Source organism: Thalassospira sp. HF15 (assembly GCF_011806525.1).
Classification (GTDB): domain Bacteria; phylum Pseudomonadota; class Alphaproteobacteria; order Rhodospirillales; family Thalassospiraceae; genus Thalassospira.
Genome location: NZ_JAAVKI010000001.1, coordinates 606,060 through 629,749 on the forward strand (window position 1 = coordinate 606,060; position 23,690 = coordinate 629,749).

General features: G+C 53.7%; 19 protein-coding genes. 7 read left to right on the forward strand and 12 right to left on the reverse strand.

Going from position 1 to position 23,690, the window contains the following annotated elements:
• Positions 1-164 precede the first annotated feature (164 nt).
• The 8 genes from HED22_RS02785 to HED22_RS02820 form a co-directional block, all read right to left on the reverse strand.
• On the reverse strand, positions 165-1,460 hold the full coding sequence (locus HED22_RS02785; protein WP_167718620.1) for an adenylosuccinate synthase: 1,296 nt from the start codon (positions 1,458-1,460) through the stop codon (positions 165-167).
• A 35-nt stretch (positions 1,461-1,495) separates the two neighbouring features.
• A complete protein-coding gene (locus tag HED22_RS02790) occupies positions 1,496-2,662 on the reverse strand; it encodes an ATP phosphoribosyltransferase regulatory subunit (protein ID WP_167718622.1) in 1,167 nt (388 codons plus the stop codon).
• Positions 2,663-2,818: 156 nt separating this feature from the next.
• Positions 2,819-4,000: a phosphoserine transaminase gene (locus HED22_RS02795; RefSeq protein WP_167718624.1), complete on the reverse strand. Its 1,182-nt coding sequence runs from the start codon at positions 3,998-4,000 to the stop codon at positions 2,819-2,821.
• A 175-nt stretch (positions 4,001-4,175) separates the two neighbouring features.
• Complete coding sequence (locus HED22_RS02800) at positions 4,176-6,041, reverse strand: SLC13 family permease (RefSeq protein WP_167718626.1); 1,866 nt, start codon at positions 6,039-6,041, stop codon at positions 4,176-4,178.
• Between the two features lie 268 nt (positions 6,042-6,309).
• Positions 6,310-7,143 carry a PhzF family phenazine biosynthesis protein gene (locus HED22_RS02805; RefSeq protein WP_167718628.1) on the reverse strand — a complete coding sequence of 278 codons (834 nt, stop codon included), beginning with the start codon at positions 7,141-7,143 and terminating at the stop codon, positions 6,310-6,312.
• A 74-nt stretch (positions 7,144-7,217) separates the two neighbouring features.
• Positions 7,218-8,648, reverse strand: coding sequence for a pyridoxal-dependent decarboxylase (locus HED22_RS02810; RefSeq protein ID WP_167718630.1), 1,431 nt, complete (start codon positions 8,646-8,648; stop codon positions 7,218-7,220).
• Positions 8,645-9,607, reverse strand: coding sequence for a threonine dehydratase (locus HED22_RS02815; protein ID WP_167718632.1), 963 nt, complete (start codon positions 9,605-9,607; stop codon positions 8,645-8,647). Before HED22_RS02815 ends, HED22_RS02810 begins: the two co-directional genes overlap by 4 nt.
• A gap of 110 nt (positions 9,608-9,717) precedes the next feature.
• The gene (locus tag HED22_RS02820; RefSeq protein WP_167718634.1) at positions 9,718-10,002 is read right to left on the reverse strand and encodes a DUF1127 domain-containing protein; all 285 of its coding nucleotides are present in this window, start codon (positions 10,000-10,002) and stop codon (positions 9,718-9,720) included.
• 79 nt (positions 10,003-10,081) lie between these two features.
• Between HED22_RS02820 and HED22_RS02825 the strand changes: the two genes are divergently transcribed.
• The 3 genes from HED22_RS02825 to HED22_RS02835 all read left to right on the forward strand — a co-directional run bounded on the left by HED22_RS02825 (position 10,082) and on the right by HED22_RS02835 (position 14,884).
• Positions 10,082-11,551: a PLP-dependent aminotransferase family protein gene (locus HED22_RS02825; RefSeq protein WP_167718636.1), complete on the forward strand. Its 1,470-nt coding sequence runs from the start codon at positions 10,082-10,084 to the stop codon at positions 11,549-11,551.
• A 181-nt stretch (positions 11,552-11,732) separates the two neighbouring features.
• Entirely contained in the window at positions 11,733-14,117 is a 2,385-nt protein-coding gene (locus HED22_RS02830) for a Lon protease family protein (protein ID WP_167718639.1), read from the forward strand.
• 95 nt (positions 14,118-14,212) lie between these two features.
• Positions 14,213-14,884 (forward strand): SPOR domain-containing protein, encoded by a 672-nt coding sequence (locus HED22_RS02835; protein ID WP_167718641.1) that lies wholly within the window; start codon positions 14,213-14,215, stop codon positions 14,882-14,884.
• A 10-nt stretch (positions 14,885-14,894) separates the two neighbouring features.
• Here HED22_RS02835 and HED22_RS02840 read toward each other — a convergent pair whose 3' ends face one another.
• On the reverse strand, positions 14,895-15,176 hold the full coding sequence (locus tag HED22_RS02840) for a DUF5818 domain-containing protein (protein WP_254869691.1): 282 nt from the start codon (positions 15,174-15,176) through the stop codon (positions 14,895-14,897).
• 175 nt (positions 15,177-15,351) lie between these two features.
• Between HED22_RS02840 and HED22_RS02845 the strand changes: the two genes are divergently transcribed.
• Complete coding sequence (locus tag HED22_RS02845) at positions 15,352-16,056, forward strand: GGDEF domain-containing protein (RefSeq protein WP_167718646.1); 705 nt, start codon at positions 15,352-15,354, stop codon at positions 16,054-16,056.
• Between the two features lie 27 nt (positions 16,057-16,083).
• Here HED22_RS02845 and HED22_RS02850 read toward each other — a convergent pair whose 3' ends face one another.
• Complete coding sequence (locus HED22_RS02850) at positions 16,084-17,415, reverse strand: FAD-dependent oxidoreductase (protein ID WP_167719039.1); 1,332 nt, start codon at positions 17,413-17,415, stop codon at positions 16,084-16,086.
• Positions 17,416-17,805: 390 nt separating this feature from the next.
• On the opposite strand from HED22_RS02850, the gene HED22_RS02855 reads away from it, so the two are divergent.
• The 3 genes from HED22_RS02855 to HED22_RS02865 are packed head-to-tail and all read left to right on the forward strand — an operon-like array spanning position 17,806 to position 22,832.
• On the forward strand, positions 17,806-19,683 hold the full coding sequence (locus tag HED22_RS02855) for an EAL domain-containing protein (protein WP_167718648.1): 1,878 nt from the start codon (positions 17,806-17,808) through the stop codon (positions 19,681-19,683).
• Positions 19,680-21,416 (forward strand): diguanylate cyclase, encoded by a 1,737-nt coding sequence (locus tag HED22_RS02860; RefSeq protein ID WP_167718650.1) that lies wholly within the window; start codon positions 19,680-19,682, stop codon positions 21,414-21,416. Before HED22_RS02855 ends, HED22_RS02860 begins: the two co-directional genes overlap by 4 nt.
• A gap of 12 nt (positions 21,417-21,428) precedes the next feature.
• Positions 21,429-22,832, forward strand: a complete 1,404-nt coding sequence (locus HED22_RS02865) for a DUF2336 domain-containing protein (protein ID WP_167718652.1) — start codon at positions 21,429-21,431, stop codon at positions 22,830-22,832.
• 26 nt (positions 22,833-22,858) lie between these two features.
• Here HED22_RS02865 and HED22_RS02870 read toward each other — a convergent pair whose 3' ends face one another.
• Positions 22,859-23,344 carry a GNAT family N-acetyltransferase gene (locus HED22_RS02870; RefSeq protein WP_167718654.1) on the reverse strand — a complete coding sequence of 162 codons (486 nt, stop codon included), beginning with the start codon at positions 23,342-23,344 and terminating at the stop codon, positions 22,859-22,861.
• Between the two features lie 41 nt (positions 23,345-23,385).
• Entirely contained in the window at positions 23,386-23,637 is a 252-nt protein-coding gene (locus HED22_RS02875) for a sulfurtransferase TusA family protein (protein WP_167718657.1), read from the reverse strand.
• Positions 23,638-23,690 lie beyond the last annotated feature (53 nt).

The following is a 23,690-nucleotide window of genomic DNA, read 5'->3' on the forward strand; positions in this document are numbered from 1 at the left end:
AACGCTATCCTCAAAAGGTTGATAAAACGATACTTGTGATCCCCCTTACGGGCAAGCTGTTATCCGCTGTGCCTGTCAGTGAATGGCCAACAAGCCATTCTGGCACAAACAAAAAAGCCACCAGTACGTAACTGGTGGCTTTTGAAATCGGGAATATTCGGCAATCAGCCGCTAAACGGGTCATGCACCAGAATGGTGTCATCACGTTCCGGGCTGGTCGACAGCAACGCAACCGGTGCTTCAATCAGTTCTTCGATCCGGCGGACATACTTAATTGCAGAGGCAGGCAAATCAGCCCAGCTACGCGCGCCCATGGTCGTTTCGGACCAGCCATCAATGGTCTCGTAAACCGGCTTGGCTTTTGCCTGCAGGCGCTGGTTGGCCGGCAAGTGGTCGTAGATCTTACCATCAATGTCATAACCGGTGCAGATCTTGATTTTGTCAAAGCCATCAAGAACATCAAGCTTGGTCAGAGCAATACCGGTAATACCGTTTACCTTGACCGACTGACGGACAAGCGCCGCATCGAACCAGCCACAACGGCGCTTGCGCCCGGTCACCACGCCGAATTCATGACCACGTTCACCAAGACGGGTGCCATCTTCGTCAAACAGCTCGGACGGGAACGGACCTTCGCCAACACGTGTGGTGTAGGCTTTGGTAATGCCAAGAACATAACCAACACCTGACGGCCCCATGCCGGAACCCGCAGCCGCCTGACCTGATACGGTATTCGACGAGGTCACAAACGGATATGTCCCATGATCAACGTCAAGCATCGTGCCCTGCGCGCCTTCGAACAGAATGCGCTTGCCGGCTTCCTTGAACTGGTTCAGTGACTTCCAGACGGTGTCGGAGAACGGCAGAATTTTGGGTGCAATTTCCTTGAGCTGATCAAGCAGTTCTGCGCCATCTACTTCCGGCTGACCAAGACCACGCAGAAGCGCGTTATGGTGGGTCAGAAGGTTTTCCACTTTTGCTTCGAGCAAATCAACGTCAGCCAGATCGCCAACACGGATAGCACGACGGCCAACCCGGTCTTCATACGCCGGGCCAATGCCACGACCGGTGGTGCCGATCTTGTTGTCACCAGATGCGGCAGCTTCGCGCGCACGGTCAAGGTTGCCATGCAGCGGCAGAATCAGGCAGGCATTTTCCGCCAGACGCAGGTTTTCCGGGGTGATATCGACGCCCTGCTCTTTCAGGCGGTCGATTTCGGCCAGAAGCGCCCACGGGTCAACGACAACGCCGTTGCCAATCACGGACAGCTTTTTCTCACGCACGATGCCCGATGGCAGCAAGCTGAGTTTGTAAGTCTTTCCGTCGATCACCAAAGTATGACCGGCGTTGTGACCACCCTGGAAACGCACAACAACGTCTGCCCGTTCGGACAGCCAGTCGACGATCTTGCCTTTACCTTCGTCCCCCCACTGGGAACCGATCACGGCAACATTGGTCATCGCAAAACTCCTTGCGCGATAAAAAGTTCGTTCGATTAGGCGTTCAGCGGCACAACCTGTCCGCCAATATAAATATGATTGCAGCCCATGCCTTGCGCCTCGATGCGCGCAGCGGCTTCTGTTTTGGCTTCGGCCGCACCTTCAAGTGCGGCGACCGTATAGTGGCCTTCGGTACGCAGTTTACGCGCTTCACGCTGCGGCGTGCCAAGTGGCAAATAAACCCGATCAACAGGCTCCGCATCCGGAAGACCGCGCAGAATGCTGTCCATATAAAGCGACATGCCCGTTGCTGCCTCGCCTGATGCACCACCAGCGCGATAACGACCCCCACGGCCGATCTCGCCGCGGACATTGCGCGCAAACAAGGTAAAGCTGACACCGGTCTGATACCGGAAACCGGCCATCTCGACCGGATCAACGGTAAGGGAAGCATCCAGGCCCGATGCCAGAACCCGTTCTGCGACATCAATCAGACGATACAGTTCTTCTGATGCACCAAGCGGCAGTTCAAGCTTCTTGAGTTTCGGCAAAGCTGAATGCGCCGGGCCTGCGGCCTCAAGCAGTGCCACCAGAACACCGGTCACCTTGCCATCTGCAGCACGCAGTGCCGCAACATCGCGACGCTCAAGCGCCTCGGTAAGTGCTTCGCGCTCATCACGTGACACGCCAAACGCATCAAACAGACGTACAGGCAAAGTCGGCAAATTGAGGTCGACCGACACATCTGCCAGACCGATGCTATCAAGGGCTTCAAGAGCAAGAAGAACGATTTCAGTATCGGCTGCGGCACTTGAAACACCGATCAGTTCTGCACCAACCTGTGCGAACTGGCGTTCCGGACGCAGATGCGATCCTTTGATCCGAAGCACGTCCCCCGAATAGGAAAGGCGTAACGGACGCGGAGCATCAACCAAGCGGGTCGCGGCGATACGACCAACCTGCGGGGTCATATCCGAACGCAGCCCCATCATGCGGCGCGATTCCGGATCCATCAGGCGAAATGTCTGGGTGGCCAGTTCAGGTGCCGCACCTTCAAGCAGGCTTTCTTCAAACTCGACCAACGGCGTTTTTACGCGGTCATAGCCTGCATGCGCCAGACTGGCCATCAGCTTTTCACGGATTTCAGCTTCCCGTGCGGCGGTTCCTGGCAGGACATCCTGCAGGCCGGCGGGCAAAAGAGCTTTCCTGGCGAGTTCGGTCATTATGTATGCTTTCCCGGACGAGGCGCGCAAATTCAAATTGATAATATCCCGAGCAACGCTCAGGGCTCACTATCCGGTAGCGGTTACTACCGCGTTGTGCCGGACAGGGCAACGGGGAAAACCCCTGTAACGCAAATAATACGTACGAATTATTTTCTATCCAGCTTCGAATTCGTCTTTCACCACCGAATACGCCCAATCGAGCCACGGCAGCAACGCCTTGATATCGTTGGGCTCAACGGTAGCCCCACCCCAGATACGAAGCCCTGCAGGTGCATCACGATATCCATTAATATCAAGTGCAACATTTTCTGCTTCAAGCAGCTGCGAAATCTTCTTGGGTAGCGCTGCCTGCTGATCGGACGACAAAGCAAGTGCCCAGGGATCGACAATTTTGATGCACATCGACGTATTTGATGCCGTCACAGGGTCCTCGGCAAGGTCAGCCGCCCAGTCACTGTCGGCAAGCCACGCATCAAGATGCGCACGGCTTTGACGCGTCCGTTTCAGAAGGCCCTCCAGCCCGCCAATATCCCCGGCCCATTTCAAGGTATCAATGGCATCTTCAACCACCAGCATCGAAGGGGTATTGATGGTTTCACCACGGAAAACACCGTCAATAAGCTTACCGCCCTTGGTCATGCGGAAGATTTTTGGCAAAGGCCAGGCTGGGGTATAGCTTTCAAGCCGTTCAACGGCGCGCGGGCTCAGGATAATAACCCCGTGGCCGCCCTCGCCGCCCAGAACCTTCTGCCAGCTATAGGTGACAACATCGAGCTTGTCCCATGGCAACTCCATGGCAAAGATGGCCGAGGTTGCATCGCAAATGGTCAAACCTTTGCGGTCATCGGCAATCCAGTCACCATTGGGTACGCGCACACCGGCCGTCGTGCCATTCCAGGTAAAGACAACGTCGCGGTCAAAATCGACAGCTGCCAGATCAGGCAATTTACCGTAGTCGGCATCAAGGGTTCGAACATCATCAAGTTTGAGTTGCTTGATAACATCGGTGACCCAGGTAGAACCAAAGCTTTCCCACGCCAGCATATCAACACCGCGCGCCCCCAACATCGACCAAAGCGCCATTTCAACGGCACCGGTATCGGACGCCGGAACCACACCCAACAGATAATCTTCTGGCAGGTTGAGGATGGCGCGCGAACGATCAATCACCTCTTCAAGGCGCTGCTTGCCAAGTTTGGAGCGATGAGAACGACCAAGAACTTCCGTTTGCAATGCTTCTGCGGACCAACCCGGGCGTTTTTTGCACGGGCCCGACGAGAAATTCGGGCTGGTCGGACGAAGGGTTGGCTTTGCAAGCGCGGCAGTCTGGGCCATCTGTAAGTTCCTGAGAAAGAAGAATAACCGATAAAGATCACGTCACATCAATTGAGGCCCCTGATCCTATTGCCCAAAAGGCAAAAGTCAAACGCCTTCCACACAGAGATGACAGCCATTTTTGCATGGCTAAACGCGACCGCCGAACGAATGAAACTTGGCAGGATTACTGTGCTTAGAACGGGATATCGTAATACCACGGTGCAAACAGGCTGAACGCGATCCAAAGAACTATAATCAGCGGGCTTCCGGCCTTCAGGAAGTCGATAAAGCGATAGTGCCCCGGCCCCATGACAAGAAGGTTGGTTTGATACCCGACCGGTGACGCAAACGAACAGTTTGCCGCCATGACCACCGCAATCGCGAACACATGCGGCGGCACACCAAGTTGCTGGGCCATGCCAATCCCGATAGGTGTAAACAGAACCGCACAGGCATTGTTCGACAGAACGTTGGTGAAGCCGGCAACAATCAGGAAAAACAGCGACAGAATAACCGGCGCAGGTGCGCCGCTGGTTGCCGCCAGCAACTGATCGGCAACAAATTCTGCGCCGCCCGTCAATTGCAACGCATTGCCAAGGGCGAGTGCGGCTGCAACAAGCAGAACAATCTTTCGATCAATCGCACGCGAGGCCTGACGCAAGTTAAGCGCACCCGATGCGATCATCAGCCCGGCACCGATAAAGCTTGAGACCATGATCGGCACAATCCCGGTTGCGGCAAGCGCAATCACCCCAAGGAAAATCGCGGCAGCCCGGCGGGCATGGAACGGGCGCGGCAAGGTCCGCGTCGACCATTCCAGTAAAACGACATCACGAATGGTGCGAAGTGCTTCGACATCTTCTGATCGCCCTTGCACCAACAAGACATCCCCTGCCTCAAGCCGGATTTCGGTCATCTGGCTGCGGATCATGCGCGAACGCCGCTGAATGCCGAGCACAAGGCACTTGTATTGATAGCGGAAACCGATCTGCTCAAGGTTAAAGCCAATCAGGCGTGAGCCCGGTGGCAACATCACCTCTGCAAGAAGCTGGGTTGATTTCTGTGGACCGTCTTCATTCTCAACTGCGGCAGCATCGGAATGCAGCAAGCCGGGATCTTTTTGCAGGGCTTCGGTCAGCGCCTTACGCGTGGCAGCAACGACCAGAACGTCTCCCGCCTGAATTTCCATATCATCTTCGAACGGCGGCAATTCGGCATGTTCGCGCCGAACAATCATCTGAACGGTGATATTGGGTAGGTTCTTGAAAAACCCGGCAACTGGTTTTGTGCCAATCATGTTGGCGGACGGTCCAACCGTGATCTGGGCGATGAATTGTTTGCCGCTGTTGTCGGGATTGGCAAGCTTGCTGCGCATGGAGGCCAACGCCGGCAGCAGGCGCGGTGCAATCAACAGGACATAGACAAACCCGGTCAGGGCCAGCACGCTGCCAATCGTCGTGAATTCAAAGAACTCAAGTCCTGGCATCCCCAGTTCGATCAACGAGCTCGATACCAGTAGGTTGGTCGAAGAACCGATCAGGGTTGTCATGCCACCGAGGATCGCCGCATAGGAAAGCGGGATCATCAGGGCTGATGGTGAACGTTCAATACGCTCGGCAAGTGCCTGAATAATAGGGATAAAGATAACAACGACCGGCGTATTGTTCAGAAACGCCGACATGACCATCACGACGAAAAGACCAATGAAAATCGCAACAGAGGCGTTCTTGCCGCCGTGTTCGGTAATCAAGCCGGCGATGTAACTGACCCCGCCGGTCAGAACCATCCCTTGCCCCACGACCAGCAACGACAGCACCGTCAGCAAGGCCGGGTTGGCAAACCCCGACATGACAGTTGCCGGCCCCATCAGGTTGTCACCATCGGCATCAAGTAACGGGAAAAATTCAAAGAAAAGCAAAAGCGTTGCGATAAGCGCAATACTGGTCAGTTCGAGCGAAATACGCTCCAACCCATACAGAACAAGCGATCCGGCAACGAGTGCGAGGACCACCCACATCTGCATCGGCGTTGCAGAACTGGCAACAACACTTTCGAGCACGATAAACTTTCCCCTGTAAAGTCTGCATTCTTGCGGTTATCGCGCACCTTTAAGCTGGCGAGATCTGCCCACAATCGTTTCATTTTGTCTTTTACTTAGACGAAAGCCCCATGGCGCGGTCAATAAAAAAACAAAGCAAATCAGATTGAATGCGAATTATTGGGTAGAAGTTCCACTGGCATAAAGCATGTGCAAGCGCACAAAAAATGGCGGGCAAATATCTCATTGCACGCCACTTTCAATTCGTTCCATAGAACTGCCAAGCACCTCAGGCGGGCACTACGATTTCCCCTTTGAGATACTGCACCGCCTCACCTTTGAGGTGGACACGATCACCGTCGATCTTGCAGGCAACAACGCCACCACGCGCGGATGCCTGATAGCCAATTACATTTCCCTGCCCAAGCCTTTCCGCCCAGTACGGCGCAACAACACAATGCATGTAACCGGTAACCGGGTCTTCATCGATACCAAGCGCTGGCAGGAAGTAACGCGACACCATATCAAGTCCGGTTTTATCCCCGGGGGCTGTCACGATCACGCCGCGATCGGCAAGTTTTCCCAACGCCGACATGTCCGGGCGCATATTTCGAACAATGGCAGCATCATCATAGACAATCACGATATCCGTATCGCGGCTAACCACGCCGAATGTTTCGACCGGCACGGCACCATTGAGCACATCAAGGGCGTTCAGCACATCTTGCGAGACAGCTTCGCGCTTGATCGGTTGTTTTGGGAAGTTCAGGACAATCGCATCACCATCGCGTCGGGCAGTCAAAACCCCACTTTGGCTTTGCAGTCTGATCAAATCGCCCGCGAAACCAAGCTGATTGAAAATGACAAACGCACTGGCAAGCGTCGCATGGCCGCATAGCGGCACTTCGACCGTGGGCGTAAACCAGCGAATGTGGAAATCTGCCTCATCCCCCTCGAACGGCAGAAAAAAAGCCGTCTCCGACTGATTGTTTTCCATCGCGATTTTCTGCATCACATCATCGGACAACCAACTCGAAAGCGGCACAACCGCCGCCGGGTTCCCAGCAAACAAAGCATCGGTGAAGGCATCAATCTGGTAGATCGGCAGGGTTTGGAGCGTCATCATACTATCCTGAACTCGGTATATACGTGATGTACAAGGTTATAAGTCGCGCGGGTTCTGAATTGGATCAGCAACTACAAGACCGCTTCAATGGCGTGTTTGATGACCACAAGGTCTTCGTCGCGGGTCCGCCAGTTACTGAATGCTGCCCGGAAACCGAACCGTCCGCCATAGACGGTCGGGGTCAGGAACAGCTTCCCGGTTGCATTGATACGATCAAGCAAGGCACGATTTTCTTCATCACTGCCGCGCGACGCAAACATGGTCACATTGAGTTTGGGCTCACTTAACAGTTCCAGCTTCTCATGGGTTCGAACCCATGCTGCAAGCTCTGCTGCCTGGTCGCAGTTTGCCCGAATAATCGATGCAATCCCGTCGCGACCATAAGCCGTCATCATCATCCAAAGCGGCAAGGCGCGGAACCGTCTGGAATTCTCGACGCCGCGATTGATATAGCTGTTACCGTCCGCTTTGGTATCGAGATACGGCGCAAAAGCCCGACAGCAAGTCTCCAGCACTGAAATATGCCGGGTCAGGAATATCCCGCAATCATATGGGACATTAAGCCACTTATGCCCGTCAGATGTGATGGAGTCCGCCCGTGCGATGCCCTTGGTGAAATGCGCGCGACGATCATCAAGAGCCGCAAAGAACCCGAACGCTGCATCAACATGCAACCACGCACCAAAAGCCGCACACAAGTCGGCAATCGCATCAAGGTTATCAAAGTCTGTCGCATTAACCGTTCCAGCCGATGCTATCACGATCTTGGCGCGCGCATCACTGGCCTCCAGTTTTGCTTTCAAAGCCTCGATATCGGTTTCTTCAGATCCGGGCTTTGTTGCAACCTTGGTGAAATTGTTGCGACCAATACCTGTGATCGACAGATCCTTGACCATGCTGGCATGCGGACTTGCGGCAAAAATTTCAAGATCAGGCAAAACACCGGCGCCATCGGCGTCAACATTCACACCGACCTGCTCGCCACACCATTGCCGGGCCGCAACCAGCCCAAGCAAGTTTGATACCGTCGCACCGGTCGTCAAAACACCATCAAAACGATCCGAAGGTACACCGCCCAGATCACAAAGCCAGTTGATAACCTGTTCTTCGACAGCCGCATTGACCGACCCTTCCGGGCCCGTGGCATTCTGATCAATCGAACTGGCCAACCAGTCCCCGACGAGCGCGGCCGGGGTTGTTCCACCGGTCACAAATCCAAGATATCTCGGACCAATTGATGCGGCGAGCAGCGGCAGAATTTCTTCTTTCGCTGCCCGCAACGCATCAAGTGCACCGCGTCCCTGCCCCGGCATGGGGCGCGAGGGGTCAAAGGCAGAGAAATCGCGGCAGGTTACATCCATGTCATCCGCGCCCTGAATAAAGCTGTGTGCGACATCACCTGTTTCCACAAGAATGCGCCCAAGCTTTTCAAGGTCATCAAACATGAGATGACGTTCATCGACAGTGGGGCTGTCATATGAACGATTTGAAATGCGGTTCATTTGTTTTCTCCCGAGAGGATGCGGGCATAATCCGCGCGATCAATATTAGCCCCGGTCAGAACCACAGCCACTTTCTTACCGATATTGCTTTCACGCTGCGCGATAGCCGCTGCGAGCGGCACAGCCCCCGCACCCTCGGCAATGGTGTGACACGAACTGAAGTAAAGGCGCATGGCATCGGCAATCTGTTCATCACTGACAGCCACGATGTCGGCTGCCCCGTTTTTCATTATCTCAAACGCGCCGGGATCTGGGCTGCGACACGCAACGCCATCGGCAAATGTTGTGGCTGCGGGCGTCTGGATAATTTCACCGGCAAGGAATGACTGCCGTATGGCGTCTGCGCCGGTTGCAACCACACCAATAATTTCGGTTTTAAGACCAAGTGCATCACGTGCCGTGATCAACGAACAAATTCCCGACCCCATGCCAACCGGCACATAAACACGGTCCAGCCCCGCAATATCGTCAAAAAGCTCCAAGCCATAGGAGGCCACACCGCGCACAAGTTCCCGATGGAATGGCGGCACCATCACAAGGTCTTCCTTAGCCGAGAGCATCTTTGCGTATTCGGCCGCCTCCTGGAAATCATGACCATGTTCGATCACCTCAGCACCCCAGGCACGCATAGCGGCGTTCTTTTCAACAGAGTTGCCAAACGGGACGATGATGGTGGCAGGCATGCCAAAACGACTGGCAGCATGGGCAAGACTTTGACCGTGATTTCCGCGCGTCGCCGAAATGATGCCGCGGTTCACATTGACCGACTTTCCAAGATAACGACAAAAGGTCAGCCCACCCCGGATTTTAAAGGCCCCCAACCGGGTATGGTTTTCATGTTTGACATGCAGGGACAATCCGGTCGCGCGATCCAGTAGCGGCCACTGAATTGTCGGGGTTGGCGCAACATATTGATGAACAAACTCCGCTGCCTCCCGCAATTCATTTATATTAAACATGCGCATTGTATCCCTGTAAGACAAAAATTGTGACAATTTAGATTTACAAACGGCTCCCGCCGAACGGAGGCACAATGGGAGCAAAGTGCCTCCGTAAAACGCGACGGTGGCTAGCCGCGCCGGGGGAAGTCCAACAGGAAAGGCTTGGCCAATTCCTGATCAATGTCTGCGCGTGTCACGCCAATATCCTTAAGCATCTGATCATCAAGGTTTTGCAAAGCATAGAGATCACGCGCACGGGCTTGACGCAGTGCAAGATACTCAACCGCAGAGATCACCACGCCAGTGATCGCTGCACGCCAGCTCGCAAGCTTGACGCCCTGCTTGCCATTCGTGGTAGCGCGATCATCGCCATGAATGTTGGGAATCTGGATTGCATCGTTACAATTTACCATTTCCATCTCCTTTCGGTGCATTGTATCGATATTGTTTTGTCATTGACATTATGGTTGTGTCAATTTAAACATTGTCACCATGACAATATGGTTCCCAAAACTTGATGAGGCAGGCGGTCCTGTTTATCGACAGATCGCGCAAGCCATCCGCACAGCAGTCAAAGACGGCTCTCTGAAACCCGGAGACCGCCTCCCCACCCATCGCGAACTCGCCTATCAACTTGGCGTCACAGTTGGGACAATCACGCGTTCCTACCGTGAGGCAGAGAGGTTGGGTCTGGTCGCCGGTGAAGTCGGGCGCGGAACCTATGTTCTTCATAACATTCAGTCGGAACTGGACATGGCGGCGAACGCCCCCATTCCAATGGCCTTCACCAATAATCTGAGCCAACTGGCAAGGCCTGCGCGACCAACATCAGAACCAGCGACTGCCAATGACAGCGAAGAAGAAGAAAACGGTCCGATCAATTTTCGCATGAATTGCCCCCTTCCTCCGCGCGAGAGTGGCATTCGCGAAACCTTGCTGGAGGTCGTTACCACCATGTCGACAGACGATATGGTGTCCTACAAATCTGAATATGGTATCGCCCATCAACGCGCGGCACTGGCCTTTGCAGCCAGCCGACTGGGACTTGATGACAATCCGGATCGCGTTCTGCCAACTGCTGGCGTCCAGCACGGCATGACTGTTTCCCTTCTTGCCACTGTGCGGCCCGGCGATCTGGTTCTTTGCGAAGAACTCACCTATCCCAACCTGCGCAGTCTTGCCAATTTGTTGCAATTCCGCCTGCGTGGCGTTGCCATGGACGAAGAAGGCATTATGCCCGATGCGCTTGAAAACATGTGCCGAACACAAAGCCCGCGCGCCATTTACCTGATGCCGACGCTGCACAACCCGCTTTGCTGCACCATGAGCCAACAGCGACGCATTGAAATTGTCGAAATCCTGCGTAAATACGACCTGACACTGATCGAAGACGGCATCTATCATTTCCTCGATCCAGACGCGCCACCGCCATTGTCCTGCTTTGCGCCGGAGCGCAGTATCTATCTTGATGGCGTTTCCAAAAGCATTGGCGGGGGCTTGCGCGTCGGTTACATCCATGCCCCAGGCGAAATGATTGGCAAGCTCGCCAGTGCCATCCGATCTACCTGCTGGATGGTTTCAACCATCAATCTTGAACTTGTCACGCGCATGATCATGGATGGCAGCCTTGCCCAGTTCGAAGCATGGCATCGCGAAGAAGCAGCCCAACGTTTGGCGATTATTCTGGGCACCCTAAAGGGCTATGACGTTCGCTTTCATCCGACCAACTATCACATCTGGCTGGACCTTCCCGAACATATCGATACAAGTGAATTGGTTATGGACGCCGCAAACAATGGTGTTCTTCTGACCGCGGCACAGCAATTCGCGGTCGGCCACGTACCAAGAGGATTGCGATTGTGCTTCGGCGCCGAACGATCCCCCGAGCGATTGCGCCGTGGCGTACAGATTGTCGACCGACTGCTTCAAAGCAGCGATTTTGGTAATTCGGTTGTCATGTGACACACACTTTTTCCGTTCCGGACCCTCACCTGAAATCCAGGCCAGATCTCGTTTCTTTCTGACTTTTCAATAAATTCCGAACGCAATACTTGACCGCGCGATTGGGTTGCTTCCAAGATATGCTGCAGGGGCAAAATACCCCTGTTTGATACCTTGATCTTGGGCAGCAGAAAGTCAGCAGATGCCAGTTTCCCGCCTTGACGCAGATGATTGCGGTTTTCCGCATTTCCGTATTCGCAGCCCACACAAAGACCAACAGCCGAAGATATTCGATTTTTCATCGCATTACCGCGCCGCAGAGGCGCTTAAATTCGGACTTTCAATGTCCGAACCCGGTTTTAATATTTTTGTTCTTGGTCTGGATCGCGCCGGTCGCATGACGGCGACTCTTGATTACCTCAACAAGGCCATGGAAGAACGCGAAGCCCCCGACGACTGGGTCTATCTGAACAATTTTTCACGCACCAATCGCCCCCGCCCCTATGCGCTTCCTGCCGGTCAGGGACAAAAACTTTTGTCGGCGATGGAAACACTGATCACGCATCTGCGCGAAGCCTTTGCGTCCGCTTTCAACGCCCCGGCCCATCTGACCGAAACACAGACCCAAACCGAAGAAGCCCGGGCACAACTGCGCGAAAAATTCGATGCGCTGCGTGAATATGCGCGTGAACGCGGTCTGGATGTTCAGGAAAACGAAAAAGGCGTGATGATTGTTGCGCTGAACGAAGAAGGTGAGCCGGTTTCACTCGACGAAATTCCCAAGGACCGTCGTAACGAGGCCGAAGACGCCTTTGAAGACGTCGCCGAAGAAGCGCGCAAGACACTGCTTTCAACCCGTGACCTTGAAGAACAGATTGCCGACACACTCGATAGTCTGCGTCGCGGGGCAGCCAAGGTTGTCTTGAAGCCGCGCATCAAGAAACTGCGCGACAAATTTACAAGCCCCGGTCTCAAGGCATGGTTCGACGCCCTTGAAAAAGACATTCTCGACAATATCGACGCGTTCGAGGAAGCAAGCGACCAACCCGCGATCGAAAGTGGCGATGGTAAAATTCCCGAAACCGTCGATGACCGTTATGCGGTCAACCTGTTAATCGACCATTCGCGCGATAACCACCCGGATGTCGTTCTTGAGCCAAGCCCAAGCTATGACAACCTGTTCGGGCAAATTCAGTACCGCCCGATGGGCGGCGGCATGCATCCGCATTTCAGCCTGATCAAACCGGGCGCACTTCATCGTGCCAATGGCGGTGTTCTGGTTCTACGCGCGGAAAGCCTGCTGGAACACGAGGAATGCTGGGGCTTCTTGAAAGCTGCCCTGCGCGACCGTGAAATCCGCATTGAGGAAACCCACAAGGGTGGCCCACCAACCGCAGGCGCGCCGGAGCCCCGCCCGATCCCGCTTGACCTTAAGGTCGTGATCGTCGGGGCACCGAAATTCTATTACACCTTCTTCTCGCTGGATGTGGATTTCCGCAACCATTTCCGGGTCAAGGCCGATATTGATGCCGACATGCCAGCGGCAGGTCGCAACATTTCGATTTATACCGGGCTATTGCGGGACACTGCCCTGTCGCGGTCAGGTATCCCAGTGGACAATGGTGCGATACGACAGTTACTCGGTCAGGCTGCACGCTGGGCGGGCGAACGTGATAAACTGACCGCCCAGATTGAACGAGTTGAGGATGTCGCCATCGAGGCCGGCGCGCTCAGTAAAGCCGAGGGCAGCAAAACCATTCGTGCCGCCGATGTAAGGCGTGCAATTGAGGAACGTCGTCATCGTAATTCACGCCTTGAAGACCGATCCCACGAACGGGTTCAACGGCGAGAAATCCTGATCGACAGTTATGGCTCGGTCGTGGGCCAGGTAAATGCCCTGACCGTTCTTGATTACGGGGATCATGCTTTTGGTCTTCCGGCGCGTGTGTCGGCACGGTCCTATGTCGGAAGCCTAGGCGTCCTGAATATTGAACGCATGGTCGATATGTCCGGCCCGTTGCAGCAAAAGTCGGTCATGATCATCGAAGGTTTCCTGAAGTCCCGCTTTGCGCAGGACTTCCCGCTGTCATTCGCCTGTAATGTCACCTTTGAACAAAACTATGGCGGTATCGAAGGGGATTCGGCCTCGATGGCAGAACTTTGTGCGATCATTTCCGCCGTTTCAAACATCCCGATGCGCCAGAATGTCGGCGTGACAGGATCCATGAACCAGTTTGGGCAGGCCCAACCGGTCGGTGGCATTTCGCATAAGATCGAAGGGTTCTATCGCATTTGTGCTGATCAGGGCTTTACGGGTGATCAGGGTGTGATTATTCCGTCAGCCAATGCGGAAAATGTTGTTCTACGCGAGGAGGTCGTTCAGGCCATTCGCCAAGGAAAGTTCAACATATGGACCGTTGAACACATCAACGATGCGATTGAACTTTTGACGGGAATGGCGACCGGCGACCGTTCGGATGGTCAATATGCTGCTGACACCGTGTATGGCAAAGCCATGGAACGTCTGCGCAGTAACGATCTGATATTGCGCGAACGTCACGCTTACGGTCCGCGCACGGAGATGTAGGAATGCATAAACCACCCCACAAATGCCCGAACGCCGCGCCCCGCGCACAGCGGACGTTCGGCCTTGGCGGAATGTGGGGTGGTGTGCATCTTGTTATGATGCTTGGCATTACAGTTTTCAGCGCAAACATCATAGCGCTGCGTGCACAGGCTCAGACCACCAACCCGGAAATGGGTCCCACAGGTGTCGACATGATCCCGACTGATTTACCTGCGCGCGCCTCAAGTATGCCAGATGGCGACCAGCCTGTAAGCCTTCTGCCTGGGACAGTCCCGACCGATACGGTGATCGAACAAGAAATCGAAGTCCCGTCTTTGGCTGACCAATATCAGCGCACAATCAATGGTAATCCACCGATACGGCCCGTTCGAAAACAATCTTCACAAAAAGCGATCACACCTGTCAGGTCGCCCGCACCACCGGCGAAAATCATGCAACCGACTGCCAAAGTCGACGGCCTGCCCACTTCAGCTCCTGGCGGGTCAACACCAGTTGAAACTGCAGCCCCAACCGGCAATGGCCGCCACCTGATCCAGCTTGGCGCATTTCGCGATACATTTACCGCGGAAACTTATTGGGCAAGTTTCAGAATCCGCTATCCGGAACTGAGCAAATCCCACGAAAAGCGGATCGTACCTGCTGATCTTGGCAGTCAGGGCATTTATCACCGTCTACAGCTTGTGGGGTTTTCTGATGTGGAAGCCGCGCAAAAACAATGCCGCCAACTTAAAGCTGACGGCACCGATTGTTTTGCCACGCATCGCTAGTTTTTACCGGTTAATCGCCCGGTGCGAGCAGCACGATCTTGTCGACGATCAAAGTAGTCGCCTCTGTGCAGGTTGTCATCAAGGCCAAATGCCCCGTAACGCGAACCTTGTCGCCCGGACGGAAACGGCTAGCCTTGTTGGCCAGTGCATAAAGCGTTCCGTCGTCAGCCCGGAACGTGACGCATTCCTGTCCGTGATCGGTGATTTCACCGCCGACCGTAAAGTTTTCCTTTTGCAGGAATGAACAACCTGCCAACGCCAGAGCCACGCCAGCGATTGCGAGTTTTCGCATTATCCCGTTCCCAAATAGGTTTTTCATCCGCCGTGCTCCCTTATATGGCCGACATTAGCCTCGTCACAAATACGCCTCACGCGCGTTAAGGTTCTTGTAACGCCATGAGAGATAGAATGGTTCCACCTCCTTTTAAGGGGTTCGTCATTCAATGTCATTGATAACAAGATCTTCAATGGAAAAGTCGCAGATTGATTTGTTGATGGAACTTGCTGCTGATTTCGAACATCAGACAGCAATCAACAATCGTGCGACCGAAGAATCCGGTGACAAAGAGCAACGCAGTGCGCTCTCGACGTTGGTTGAACTTGCCCGTGACATGCAAACCCGCCTTGATCAGCAGCAAAACCGAATCAGACAGCTTGAGCTCATGGTCGAAACCGATGAGTTGACCGGGCTTTATAATCGACGTGGCTTCATGCGGCGCATGCGCGAGGCATTCGCGCGCGCGGCACGCACATCCGAAACCGGTATTCTGGTCATTGCCGACCTTGACGGTTTCAAGGAAATCAATGACGTGCATGGTCATGCTGCAGGCGATGCAGTTCTGCGACACTTTGGCCAGAACTTGCGTACACATACTCGCTCGGATGATTTTGTTGCACGCTTTGGCGGTGATGAATTCGCTATCCTGATGACCGGTGGCAATCCAGCAGCGGCAGAGAAACGTATCGCCCAGCTTCAAAAGGCCACCGCCCGCTTCCCGTTGATCTGGCAGGGCAAGGCCCTTGCGATCAAGGCTAGTTTCGGTCACGCATCCTATGATGCAAACTGCGATATCGCTGATCTGATCTGCGCTGCAGATGAAGCGATGTACGACCAGAAGCACAGCCGACGTGATGCCGAAGAATATAAAAAAGCTGACCATAACGCGGCCTGATTTTTCAATCTTACCGCACCAAACTTCCTAGCTTTCCTCTTCAATAATGTATTCTGCCGCCCGCAAACCGGTCATGTACGCACCATGGGTCGTGCCAGCATAGTCAAAGATGGTGTGTTCGCCTGCCAACAAAAGACGATCCGCCACCGGTTCGCCAAGATCATCAAAATCGGATTTGCGATTTCCTGGTTGCGGGAATGTATACGCACCAAGCGTATAAGGATCAGTTGCCCAATGGGTCGCCAAAACGTCGATCGGTTCAGAGACGTCGTCTTCCCAAACGGTCCGCAACACTTCGAGCGCATCTTCAACCATTTCTGCATCCGACATTCGATCTGCAATCAGCGCATAGTCGCCAACGCTTAACCCAAGCAGAATATTTTCATCAGAAAACGTCCGGTAACTCAGCCAATAATTCCAGCGCCCTTTTGGCTCGGTCGTGATGCCGAAATACTGGGTTTCGATATCCCAGAACGGCTCATCGAATTTAAGCGCAAGTTTGGTAACACTGCCAAAGCCAAGCTTTTCAATAGACTCTCGATAATCACTGGGAAGTTCAGGCTTGAACGAGATCTTTTTGGACTTAAGCACACCAAGAGGCACCGTACAGATACAATAGTCCGCTTCGACGGTTCCTTGTTCCGTGGTAACAACGACGCCTGCGTCAGCACTATAATCAATCGATGTGACCGCATGAGAAAGCTTGATTTCGAGGCCTTCTTTCAAGGGTTTCAGGATCTCGTCATAACCGGACGTAACAACAACATCGGCACCATCGAATGCTTCGTCCCAGTTAAACAGAGGTGCTGAGAGCTTTTCTATGGCGCCGCCCTTTGAAAACTCGGTAAAGGCCGAGAAGGCCCACATGATCCCCGGGTCTTGAAGATAAGCCGGACGATAGTCCTTGATTGCCTGCAACAAACTGCGGTGATCATTCACCTCGTAAGTTCGATCAATGTGCTCAAGCACCCCTTCCCAAGCGTCGACGATTCGCTCGATTTCATCGTCGTCATACTCGTAGCCATCAATGTCGAAAAAGACGGCATTTTCATCGTCTGTCACCACGTATTGGGCATTGACCGCATCAGCGAGTTGCTTGCTTGGGTTATCCGAGGATGGCCCATGAATCCATCCAGCGCCCACTTCAAACGGTGCTCCCATTGTCCAATCCGTCAAAAGACGCCCACCGGTATGATCCTTCGCCTCCAACACTGTTACGCTCGCACCATTTTTACGCAGCACATTCGCAGCGCCAAGACCCGCAATACCGGCCCCAACGACAACAACGGAAACGTTTTCCAGTGCCCGGGCGTTCTTGATACCGAACTTCGAAACAAAGGCCACGGCGCCACTTGTCATCAAAACGGATTTGATAAACCGGCGGCGATTGACGTTGCGACTGAACACATCGACCTCATAGAGCTGTTGATTACAGATTGTCTGAATAGATGATGGAAAACGCAAGGAACCGCCCCCACTGCGAGTTGATAGAACAATCCGAAAAACATCAAGTCATAATGTCTTAGATACCTGTCTGAGCGAGTGGGACACACCAACAGGAACGGCTTATTTCGGATTGCCTTAAGGGTGTTACGTTTTCAGAAAAAAATGAACTTCTGGAACCAGAATGTTTTTTTTGCCATATCAAGTGCAAATCCTTCATTTCCTTTGTAAGATCGCTATTTAGTAGAGACAGATATAGCTGCGACTTAGAAAAATAATCAGGCGGCTTACGATGACGGTTCATACATGACAGACAACACCGGCTACTCGGCGGAAACGAATGATCAAGATCTTCTGGCAGCGATGGCTTTCTGCTGGGCTGACATGCTTCTTGAGGTCGATGAGAACGGCTATATCCTGTTTGTTGCGGGCGCCACGGAGAGTCTTCTGGGGTGCACGCCAGATCGTCTGATCGGTGAAGCCTTTGAAAAAATTGTCGTAAAATCCGAACGCCCTTTGCTGCGTGCGTATCTTCATGGCGGCACTGGCTTAAAACGTCTCGAAGAACTCGATCTTGATTTTCAGTTGTTTGAATCAGATGGAAACCCCGTTCAGGACGCAGTTCCCCTGTCACTAAGCGGCTATATGATTGCAGATCCGTCCAGCCGCTATTATATCGCCGCCCGCCATCGCGCCATTCGCCCACGTGCAAGATCAGGCATTGATCGCATCATTTTGCAGAACGCGGTCATTCGCCAAAATATGAGCGCCGAGACAAGTCAGAGCAGCGCAGCAGGCGACTTTTCGACCATGAGCTACCACAACGAAGCATTGGTGGTGCTCGAAAATCTGGCGGCATCGCGTTCCCAGGCGGAGACAGCCGCTACCAACGAATTGGCCAGATTGATAGGTATCGGCGCCAAGCAATACAATTCTTCCGTTATCAACGACCAGCAACCGGCGGAACAACCAGCGAAGATGCATCCGGTCGATGAACCGATGATCGAACTGGAACGCCGGATCGTGGCTTATGCCAGTGCGTTGCGTGCCGATCTTGAAGACCTTGATAACATTGATGAACCGACTGCTATTGAAAACATCGGCGGCCTTGTATCGCTTACCAACGGCCCCGGTGCAAAGGGCAAAGGCACCAGCAAATCCAAAACGGATGACCTGTTTGGCAACGACTATGAAAGCGCGCGCAACATCCATCATTTCGATGCCGAGAATGAAGAGAATGATCGCGAAACCAACCTGACACGCGCAGTCGCCTATGCGCTCAACCGCATGCAGCGCAAAGCCCAGAATGACGTGACTGCAGCCCGTCTATCAGCAAGCCTGCCGCATCTGATCAATGAAACACTGAAATCGGTGCGGGCCTTCCGCGAGATTGTTGAAAACGGATCCTTCGCCGTTGCACTGCAACCGATTGTCCATCTGGGCAACCGCGAAATGCACCATTTCGAAGCCTTGGCACGCTTTAACATTGGCGACAGCCCACTTGCTGTCGATCAGATCATTCATTTCGCCGAGGGCACCGGACTGATTACCGAGTTTGATTTGGCAATGTGCAGCAAGGTGCTTGATCACCTGCGCGACAATCCCGACAGCATTCCTTATCCGGTTGCCGTCAACCTGTCGGGCCATTCACTTGAACAGGCGGGCTTTATGCCTGCCCTGATCGAGTTGCTTGATGGTTATGACATCGCATCCAGACATGTCCTTTTTGAAGTCACTGAAACGTCGCGCATTCGTGGTTTGGCCGATGTGAATAATGGCCTTCAAATGCTCCGCGAGCGTGGTCATGAAATTTGCCTGGATGACTTTGGTGCCGGGGCCGCAAATTTTGAATATCTGAGCGCACTTGATGTAGACATCATCAAGTTTGACGGGGGCGCTATGTGCACCGCCCTTGCCAACCCGAAGGGCCGTGCATTCCTGAAAGCAACAGCCCTGCTCTGCAGGGATCTGGGTATTTGCACCATCGCAGAGATGATCCACGATCAGGCCAGCTACGAACTCGTACGTGATCTCGGCATTGATTATGGTCAGGGATATCATCTTGGCCCGCCGATCACGATTGGCAGCGAAGATGACTACCATAAAACCAACATCGGAAGCCCCGCCAACAGTGCAAACACAAATGACCAGAACGCGTCGACCACAACAGGAGGACGCGCATGACTTCCAGTCGTTCAGTTGATTCCCAAAACAAGAACACCAACGGGGCCGAGGATCTGACCGATTACGACGCAGATGTCTTTACCCTTGATCCCAAGGTGATGGCAGAGGCAGAAGCCCCCGTCATCGTTATGGATGCGCATGGCGTACCCCTGTTTGCCAACAAGAATGCCGTTGGCTTTGCAAACGGCATTCGCGATGGTCTGTTCCCGGAAATCTATCAACTGATCCGCCGTACCCTGACGACACCCGGCGGCGTTGTCGAACTGATGACGTTCGAAGTCCAACGCGGCACGGCAACTCTTGAACTCACGGCGCTGCCGACGACACAGAATCAGGTCATGATCCTGCCGCGCGATGTCAGCATGGACCGTAATCTGCGCGAAGCCCTGATTGATTCGCGCCAACGTTATCGAGATATCGTCGAAGTATCCTCTGCCTTTGCATGGGAAACGGATCAGACCGGAAAGTTCATCTTTGTCTCGCCACGTGGTGCACTTGGATATCGCGCCGATGACATTGTCGGTCGGTTCCCGGGGCATTTCCTGCTTGATACTGCAGATCAGGACAGCGAGCACGTATTTCGCAGCCAGAAGGCTGTGCGCGATGTCCCAATCTGGTTCAGGCGCTCAAACGGTCGTGATGCCTGCTTGTCGGTCTCGTCGACACCCGTATATTCCCGTGAAGGGGTGTGGATGGGCACACGTGGTCTGGCCCATGACATCACCGAGCAACGCCGCCGCGAGAGCGAAGTTGCCACGGCCCGAAACCGTGATCGCCTGATGACCTATATCGTGCGCACCATGCGAGACGAAATTGATCCGCTTTTGGTTCTAAAGGGTGCATCAGAAGCCAGCACACGGGCGCTGGCCTGTTCTTCGTGCATTATCTTCAAGCGCAATGATGAAACTGGCGAGATGGAACTGGCGGCTGGCGATGATGACAAGGCTGCCAACGAGATCGCAGAAAAAGCGCTTGAACACCTGCAAAGCACCAATGAAACCTTTGATGCCCAGATCGGCAACTTCCGCATATTCGCGTTGCGCTGCCATTATCATCAGCGCAACAACGGTGCGGTTATCTTCATGTTCGATTCTGATCACCCGGAACCGACAGATGGCGAACGTGCCATCATGATTGAGGTATCCGACCAGGTGGGCATTGCCATCGAACAGGCCATTCAGCACGAACGTATTCTGACCCTGTCACGCACCGATGGCATGACGGGATTGCTTAATCGCCGGGCGTTTTTTGAAGAGCTCAAACGTCGTCACAGCCGCCTCCGACGTGAAAACACGCCAGCGGCGTTGATGTATGTCGATATGGATAACTTCAAGCTGGTCAATGATATCCACGGTCACCAGGCCGGTGACGACGCCATTCTGGCTCTGACCAAGGTATTGCTTGATAACGTCCGGCCTGCCGACCTAGTAGCCCGCCTTGGCGGTGATGAATTCGTGCTATGGCTTGAAGGTGCTGATATCGCAGCAGCTTCAGGACGTGCCAAAACCCTGATGAAAGAAAGCGCAGTTCTTGGGCAATATTCCGGCGATGCAGAACATCCTTTGGGGATATCTGTTGGCATTGCGGTCCATGAACCCGATTCACGAGAATCACTTGAACAACTTGTGCAACGCGCAGATCAGACCATGTATCAGGTCAAGAAACTCGGCAAAGGCCGTTTTGGCATCGCTGCCGCTCCCGGGTCGAAAGACCCGGTGACGATAGAAGATTAGGAGGAATGCCCGATGAAGGGATTTTTGCAGCGGGTATTTACCAAGCGTAGCGAAACGCCGATCACCTATGACGAAGCCAAGGAAATGGCTGCAAGTCCTGACGCAGATGTGCGCGGCAAGCTGGCACAGCGCCACGATACGCGCCCTGAAATCCTGTATTTCCTTGCATCAGACCAAGATTCTTCTGTTCGCCGTCACATTGCTGCCAACGAGGCAACCCCGGTTCAGGCCGATGTGCTGCTTACAGATGACAGTGATGATAGTGTTCGTGGCAGTCTGGCTGAAAAGATTGCGCATCTGTCGGCGGGTCTGACACCCAACGAAACAGACAAACTACGCCGAATGACCTATGACGCGCTTGATAAGCTTGCGCGCGATCAGGCCGTCCATGTTCGGCAGGTGATTTCAGAAACCCTGAAAGACATCGCAGACGCCCCGCAACCCATCATTCAACAGTTGGCCCGCGACACAGAAAGTGTTGTCTGTGGCCCGATCCTGCAATATTCGCCGGTCCTGACCGAAGACGACCTTCTGGAAATCATTGAAGGCAGTTCTGGTCGTGGCGCCCTTAGCTTCGTTTCACGTCGTAGAAATGTTGGCGAAAAGCTTGCCGATGCCATTGCTGCAAGCAGCGACAAGGATGCAATTTCTCATCTGCTGGGGAACAAATCAGCCCAGATTCGCGAAGAAACACTTGATCAACTGATCGACCGCGCGCCGGACTATCCGGAATGGCACGAACCGCTGGTCGAACGCCCTAGCCTCACACCGACTGCCGCCGGAAAACTGGCGCGGTTTGTTGCAGAAAACCTGATCAGTGTTCTCGAACGCCGCAAGGATCTTAAAAAGGATCAGCTTGAAGCCGTCCGCGAAGTTGTCCAGCGTCGGATCGCATCCGGTGAATTCGAGAAGCGCGACGAAGTCGCCACAGATGCGAAAAAGATCAAGGCCGATAAAGAAAAGGCCACAGCAAAGGACAAGGCAGAACCAAAGTCTGACAAAAAGTCCGACAAAAAAGGTGTTGTTGCCGACGAAGAGGAAGATGAAGAAGAACCCGCCTTCGAGAAGGCACTCGCGATGCACGCCAAGAAAAAGCTGACTGACAAGGAAGTCGCAAAAGCACTCGCGGCCAATGATATCAAATTCGCCCGTGCGTCACTTGCGGTTCTGGCTGGTATTTCACCGGATGCAGTTTCCAAGGTCCTTAACACGCATTCCGCAAAAGGTGTGGTCTCCTTGGCGTGGAAAGCAGGCTTGCCGGCCGACCTCGCGGTTAAAATTCAGGTTAAGCTGGGCCATGTTCCGCCCAGCCAGACTCTTAACCCACGTAGCGGCAATCAATATCCGCTCAGCGAAGATGACATGAACTGGCAGCTTGAATTCTTTACCGGCATGGCGACCAGCGGCCTTCGCTGATTTCCGCTGGTCTTGCTTGCTGACACCTATCCCGCCGGGCGCTCCATACTGATGTGGGGAATGCCATCTTCTTCGTATTCGTCGCCAAATTGCACGAACCCGAGGCTCTCGTAAAAGGCCTGCAGATATAGCTGACCGTTCAGGTAAATCGGCTTGCCTGCGAAATTGCGTGTACAAACGTCAATCGCACGCCGCATCACTTCCCGACCAATCCCCTGCCCACGCAGTCGCTCGCTGGTTACCACCCGCCCGATCGCTGGTCGATCACCTTGTTCTGCGTGATCCGGGTCAACACCCGGCGCAACAATACGCGCCGCGGCCAGAACATCAGCACCATCATATGCAATGATATGTCGGCACAGTGGATCAAGGCCGTCTATGTCAGGGAAGATGCAGGTTTGCTCAATGATGAAAATCTGTTGGCGAAGCTGCAAAAGGCTATGAACATGCTGACCAGACAGATCATCGAAATCACACTCTATCCATGTCAGATCAGGTGGGGTTGGCGCCATTCAAGTTACTCTTATTGGGAGGGGCAATGAGAAAGTCGACGTCAGACAAGGGCCTTTTCAATGTGATAGATAAACACATCGCCATCCTGGTCGGAAGAAATCAGGCGGTTTCCGGTCATCTCGCAAAAGGCCTTTATGTCTGCGACCGATCCCGGATCAGTTGCCATCACCTTCAAAACACCGCCGTCTTTCACATCGCGTAGTGCCTTTTTTGCCTTGAGAACCGGCATTGGGCACATCAACCCACGTGCGTCTAGAATTGCATGATGAGGACCACTTGAAGATGACGACATGAGAAACCTTATAAAAAATACGAAACCGGTCCGATATAGCGCCATTTGGCGAT

Excerpts from the sequence above, each read along its gene's own strand:
- HED22_RS02850 (WP_167719039.1), bottom strand. The coding sequence starts at position 17,415 with ATGACAAGTGGCGCCGTGGCCTTTGTTTCGAAGTTCGGTATCAAGAAC.
- HED22_RS02835 (WP_167718641.1), top strand. The coding sequence starts at position 14,213 with ATGATGCTTGGCATTACAGTTTTCAGCGCAAACATCATAGCGCTGCGT.
- HED22_RS02830 (WP_167718639.1), top strand. The coding sequence starts at position 11,733 with ATGCCAGTTTCCCGCCTTGACGCAGATGATTGCGGTTTTCCGCATTTC.
- HED22_RS02865 (WP_167718652.1), top strand. The coding sequence starts at position 21,429 with ATGAAGGGATTTTTGCAGCGGGTATTTACCAAGCGTAGCGAAACGCCG.
- HED22_RS02845 (WP_167718646.1), top strand. The coding sequence starts at position 15,352 with ATGGAAAAGTCGCAGATTGATTTGTTGATGGAACTTGCTGCTGATTTC.
- HED22_RS02815 (WP_167718632.1), bottom strand. The coding sequence starts at position 9,607 with ATGTTTAATATAAATGAATTGCGGGAGGCAGCGGAGTTTGTTCATCAA.
- HED22_RS02825 (WP_167718636.1), top strand. The coding sequence starts at position 10,082 with ATGACAATATGGTTCCCAAAACTTGATGAGGCAGGCGGTCCTGTTTAT.
- HED22_RS02875 (WP_167718657.1), bottom strand. The coding sequence starts at position 23,637 with ATGTCGTCATCTTCAAGTGGTCCTCATCATGCAATTCTAGACGCACGT.
- HED22_RS02790 (WP_167718622.1), bottom strand. The coding sequence starts at position 2,662 with ATGACCGAACTCGCCAGGAAAGCTCTTTTGCCCGCCGGCCTGCAGGAT.
- HED22_RS02855 (WP_167718648.1), top strand. The coding sequence starts at position 17,806 with ATGACAGACAACACCGGCTACTCGGCGGAAACGAATGATCAAGATCTT.
- HED22_RS02870 (WP_167718654.1), bottom strand. The coding sequence starts at position 23,344 with ATGGCGCCAACCCCACCTGATCTGACATGGATAGAGTGTGATTTCGAT.
- HED22_RS02795 (WP_167718624.1), bottom strand. The coding sequence starts at position 4,000 with ATGGCCCAGACTGCCGCGCTTGCAAAGCCAACCCTTCGTCCGACCAGC.
- HED22_RS02805 (WP_167718628.1), bottom strand. The coding sequence starts at position 7,143 with ATGACGCTCCAAACCCTGCCGATCTACCAGATTGATGCCTTCACCGAT.
- HED22_RS02820 (WP_167718634.1), bottom strand. The coding sequence starts at position 10,002 with ATGGTAAATTGTAACGATGCAATCCAGATTCCCAACATTCATGGCGAT.
- HED22_RS02810 (WP_167718630.1), bottom strand. The coding sequence starts at position 8,648 with ATGAACCGCATTTCAAATCGTTCATATGACAGCCCCACTGTCGATGAA.
- HED22_RS02785 (WP_167718620.1), bottom strand. The coding sequence starts at position 1,460 with ATGACCAATGTTGCCGTGATCGGTTCCCAGTGGGGGGACGAAGGTAAA.
- HED22_RS02860 (WP_167718650.1), top strand. The coding sequence starts at position 19,680 with ATGACTTCCAGTCGTTCAGTTGATTCCCAAAACAAGAACACCAACGGG.
- HED22_RS02840 (WP_254869691.1), bottom strand. The coding sequence starts at position 15,176 with ATGCGAAAACTCGCAATCGCTGGCGTGGCTCTGGCGTTGGCAGGTTGT.